Genomic DNA, 4,447 nt, shown 5'->3' with positions numbered 1-4,447 from the left:
TCGTTCTTTCGATCGCGCGAGGCCGGGCCCGCGCGGCGCGTGTCCGGCCTGCCCTGGAAGGTGCTGGCCCCCGTCGCCGCGGCGTGCGCAGGCCTGCTCTTCGCGGCCAGCGCCGGGGCGGCCCGCGGCGCCGACTTGCGCGCGGGCGAGCGTACGGACCTGACCGACCTCATCCGCGCGGCCGAGCGCCGCGTCGCCGCCCAGACCCAGGACGTCGGCGAGCTGCGCGCCCGCGTCGACCAGCTCGCCGAGGCCGCGGGCGACCCGCGGCTGGCCGCCGCCCAGCGCGAGGCCGACGCGCTCGCCGCCCGCGCCGGGCTCGAGGCAGCCGCCGGGCCCGGGGTGACGGTCACGCTGGACGACAGCACGTACGACGCGGACGACCCCGCGCTGCCGGACGGAACGACGCCGGACGACCTCGTCGTTCACGAGCAGGACGTCCAGGGCGTGGTCAACGCCCTGTGGGCCGGGGGTGCGGAGGCGGTGCAGGTGATGGACCAGCGGCTGGTGGCGACCAGCGCCGTGCGCTGCGCGGGCAACGTGCTCTTCCTGCACGGGCGCACCTACGCCCCGCCGTTCACGATCACCGCGATCGGCGACGTCGACCGGCTGCGCGGCGCGCTCGACGACGAGCCCGCGATCCAGGTCCTGCAGGAGTACGTCGACCAGGTGGGCCTGCGCTACGACGTCCGCGACCGGCGGCGGGTCGAGGTGCCCGCGTTCACCGGGCCGCTCCAGCTCCCGCACGCGAGCGTCCCGTCGTCCTCGCCCAGCGCAGCCTCCGGGGGGACGCCCTGAGCTCCGTCGCCCTCCCGCCGTCCGGCCGCCGGCACCGCGCGCAGGGCCGTCCCGCGCCCACGGGATGGCAGGCGCTGGCCGGTGGCGTCGGGGAGCTGTTCATCACCGCCGGCGTCGTGCTGCTGTTGTTCTGCGTCTACCAGCTGTGGTGGACCAACGTGGAGTCCGCGCAGGCCCGCGACTCGGCGATCGACGGGCTGACCGAGCTGTGGCAGGCGGGGCAGGGCCCGGACGTCGACGACCGGGCCGAGCCGCAGGAGCCGATCCCGGGCGGGGCGTGGGCGATCCTGCGCATCCCTCGGCTCGGGGACGGCTGGAAGGAGCCGGTGCTCGAGGGCGTCGGCGCCGACGAGCTGCACAAGGGCATCGGCCACTACCCCGAGAGCGGGCGCCCCGGGCGCAACGGCAACGTCGCGCTCGCCGGCCACCGGGCGACCAACGGCGAGCCGTTCCGCGACCTGGACCGCATGCGACCCGGCGACAAGATCGTGCTCGAGACCCGGGACTCGGTCTACACCTACGTCGTCGACGACCCGTGGCGGATCGTCAAGCCCACCCAGGTTGGCGTCGTGCTGCCGGTCCCGGACCAGCCGGGCGTCGCGCCCACGGAGCAGATCATCACCCTGACGACGTGCAACCCGCGCTGGTCCTCGACCGAGCGGCTGATCGTGCACGGCGTGCTCAACTCCGTACGCCCCCGGCCCGGCGCGGTCGCCACCGCGCCGTCGTCCGGGGCCCCGAAGGCGACCCCGAAGGCGACCCCGGAGGCGAGCCGCCAGGTGTTGCCGGGCGCGACCCGCAAAGCCTCCCCGGGCGCCACGCGGAAGGCCTCGCCGACCGCCGTGCCGTCGCCCGCGGCGTCGCCCGCCCTGTCCCCGGCCGGCTCGCGCGGCGCCGACGTCGTGGGCTGAGAGGGGTCGACGTGTACGGCTGGATCTGGCGCCGGCTGCCCGGGCCGCTGCCCGTGCGGCTGCTGCTCTCGGCAGTGCTTCTCGCCGCCGCGGTCTACCTGCTCTTCACCGTGGTGTTCCCGTGGGCCGAGTCGGCGCTGCCGTTCCTCGAGGTCACCGTCGACGAGTGACGCCAACGCGACGGCCGGAGCCGGCCGCCGTCCCTAGCGAGCGGCCGCGGGCGTGGGCCCCGGGGATGGCGCGGACGAGGGCACCGGCGTGGGCCCGGGCGTGGGCGCCGGCGCGGGCACGGCCACCGGCACGTACGCCGACACCGTGGCGCTCGCCGCGCCCATCACGTTGGTGGCGGTGACCCGGCAGGTGAGCCAGCCGCCGGCGAGCCGCGCGAGCAGCGGGGCGTCGAGCACGATCGCGGGGCCGCTGCCGACGACCTGCGCCCCGGCGAGGTCCGACCCCGGCGAGGCCAGCCACTCGTGCAGGAGGGCCGTGTCCGCGTCGTCCGCCTGCGCGCCGACGCAGGAGACGACGCCGCCGGGCGCGGGCGGCGCGCCGGGCTCGAGGCCCGCGAGCAGCGGCAGGGCGGTGAGGCGCGGGAGCTCGGGCACCCGGACCGGCTCGGGGGCGCGCTGGCGCGTCGAGCCCGCCTGCGAGGTGGCGACGGCCGTGCAGCGCAGCGCCCGGCCCGCGTCCTCGGCCGTCACCACGTGGTCGGCACCGGCGCCGAGGTAGGTGGGCCCGCGGAACCACCCGGTCTCGACTTCGGACGTGTTGGTGCTCCAGGCGCCCGGCGCACAGGTGAGCGTCGCGCCGAGGGCGGCCGTGCCCTGCACGCTCGGCTTCCCCAGCGCGACGGGGAGCGCGGTGTTGGCGGTCCGGGCGAGGACCGGCAGGTCGCGCGCGGCGCGGGTGGTCCATGGGCGGTAGTCCCCGACGCTCGCGAAGACCGTGGGCGCCGTGTCGCACCGGGCTGCGCCGTAGCTCGTCACGCCGACGACGTACGACGTGCCGCCCTGGCGCACCGCCAGCGGGCCGCCGCTGTCGCCGCTGCACGCCCCCGCGTATCTCCCGGTCGCCGCGTCCTGCCGCCCCGCCGCGAGCATGCGCCCGGGAGCGAAGTCGGCGCCGAAGGCCCGCAACGCCGCGTCGGGAGCCGGCCGCACGGGGGTGGTGCGCAGCGCGCCCGTCACCCGGCCGGCCTCCGTCTCCCCCCAGCCGTAGAGCCGCAGCGGCAGCTGCCCGGTTCGTGCGCCGCGCGCCAGCCGGGGCGAAGCCAGCCGGGCGTACGCGCGCAGCCGGAGCGCGAAGAGCGGGCGCAGCAGCGCGAGGTCGTCGCCGTAGCCCGCGTCGCGGTAGCGCGCGTGCGCCCGGACCGCCTCCACGGGGACGGTCGTCCCGCCCTGGAGCGTGTCCGCGCCGACCTGGACGTGGAGCAGCCCCTCGCCGCGCGTGCAGTGGGCGGCCGTGAGGACCTGGCGCGGGCCGATGGCCGAGCCGGTGCAGACGAAGGAGAGCCGCCCGGTGCCGGTGCCGTCGGGCGCCTGGTCCTCCAGCCACAGGCTGACGACCCAGGGGGCCGTGCGCGACGGGCGCGGGACGATCGTGCCGTGCGTGACCGCGCGGCGTACGTCGCCGGCCCGCGCCTCGTCGGGGGCCGGGGTGGCACTCGCGGGCGAGGCCGGCAGCGCCGCACCGAGCACCCCGAGGAGCGCGCCCGCGACGGCGGCCCGGCTCAGCGCCCGCCGCCGCTCCCGCACGATGCTCCCACCCCGTACCGCTCGCCCGACCGCCCGTCGGCGGTACTGCAGCGATGCTATGCGGCCGGCAACTGCGCTGAAACGGCCGCAGATCCGCCGTACCCTGACGTGCGTGACCCGGATCCTCGTCGTCGACAACTACGACAGCTTCGTCTACAACCTCGTGCAGTACCTCGGCCAGCTCGACGCCGAGTGCGAGGTCCGGCGCAACGACGAGGTCGACGTCGACAAGGCGCTCGGCGGCGCGTACGACGGGGTCCTGCTCTCTCCCGGCCCGGGCACCCCGGAGCGCGCGGGGGTGTGCATCCCGCTCGTGCAGGAGGCCGCCCGCCGCGCGGACGTGCCCGTCTTCGGCGTGTGCCTGGGCCTGCAGTCGATCGGGGTGGCCTACGGCGCCACGGTGACGCGCGCCCCGGAGCTGCTGCACGGCAAGACCAGCCTCGTCGAGCACGACGGCGCGGGCGTCCTCGAGGGGCTGCCCAGCCCGTTCACCGCGACGCGCTACCACTCCCTGGCCGTCGACCCGGACACCGTGCCGGACGAGCTCGAGGTCACCGGGGCGACCGCGACCGGCGTCGTGATGGCGGCGCGGGCGAGGTCGGCGCCGATCGAGGGCGTGCAGTTCCACCCCGAGTCGGTCCTCACCGAGGGCGGGCACCGGATGCTCGCCAACTGGCTGACCCGGTGCGGTGACGCCGGGGCGGTCGAGCGGTCCGCGGGGCTCGCGCCGGTCGTCGGCTAGCTTTCGCCCACGCGGCGGCCGGGCGACCGCTCCCGACGCCTCGCGCCGACCCAGCGCGACGTTCCACGCGAAACACGAGGGGCCGGCAGCTCGCGCTGCCGGCCCCTCCGTCGTCTGCTCTCAGCCGCCCGGTGGCGGCGTCTCGACGGGCGGCACGCCCGGGTCGACCGGTGTCGGCTCCGGGTCGGGGGCCGGGGCGACGCCCTTGTTCAGCGTCACGGTCTCGCCGGGCTTGCGCTTGA

At 77.2% G+C, this 4,447-nt stretch carries 5 protein-coding genes; 4 read left to right on the top strand and 1 reads right to left on the bottom strand.

The annotated features are described in order from the left end of the window. The 3 genes from G9H71_RS21235 to G9H71_RS21225 all read left to right on the top strand — a co-directional run. Positions 1–798, top strand: a 798-nt coding sequence (locus tag G9H71_RS21235) for a DUF881 domain-containing protein (RefSeq protein ID WP_231135238.1), incomplete at its 5' end; no start/stop codon positions are given. After that, positions 795–1,709 carry a class E sortase gene (locus tag G9H71_RS21230; protein ID WP_331273177.1) on the top strand — a complete coding sequence of 305 codons (915 nt, stop codon included), beginning with the start codon at positions 795–797 and terminating at the stop codon, positions 1,707–1,709. The genes G9H71_RS21235 and G9H71_RS21230, both read left to right, overlap by 4 nt. Before the next feature lie 11 nt (positions 1,710–1,720). Then, entirely contained in the window at positions 1,721–1,879 is a 159-nt protein-coding gene (locus G9H71_RS21225) for a hypothetical protein (protein WP_166284766.1), read from the top strand. Between the two features lie 33 nt (positions 1,880–1,912). Here the strand turns inward: G9H71_RS21225 and G9H71_RS21220 are convergent, their stop codons facing one another. Next, on the bottom strand, positions 1,913–3,463 hold the full coding sequence (locus G9H71_RS21220) for a S1 family peptidase (protein WP_166284765.1): 1,551 nt from the start codon (positions 3,461–3,463) through the stop codon (positions 1,913–1,915). Positions 3,464–3,575: 112 nt separating this feature from the next. Here G9H71_RS21220 and G9H71_RS21215 point away from each other — a divergent pair, with 112 nt between their 5' ends. After that, positions 3,576–4,205, top strand: a complete 630-nt coding sequence (locus G9H71_RS21215; RefSeq protein WP_331273176.1) for an aminodeoxychorismate/anthranilate synthase component II — start codon at positions 3,576–3,578, stop codon at positions 4,203–4,205. The last annotated feature ends 242 nt before the right edge of the window (positions 4,206–4,447 follow it).

Origin of the sequence: Motilibacter deserti, from assembly GCF_011250635.1 — a bacterium.
Classification (GTDB): Bacteria; Actinomycetota; Actinomycetes; order Motilibacterales; family Motilibacteraceae; genus Motilibacter_A; species Motilibacter_A deserti.
This window is presented reverse-complemented; position numbering and strand designations above follow the sequence as displayed.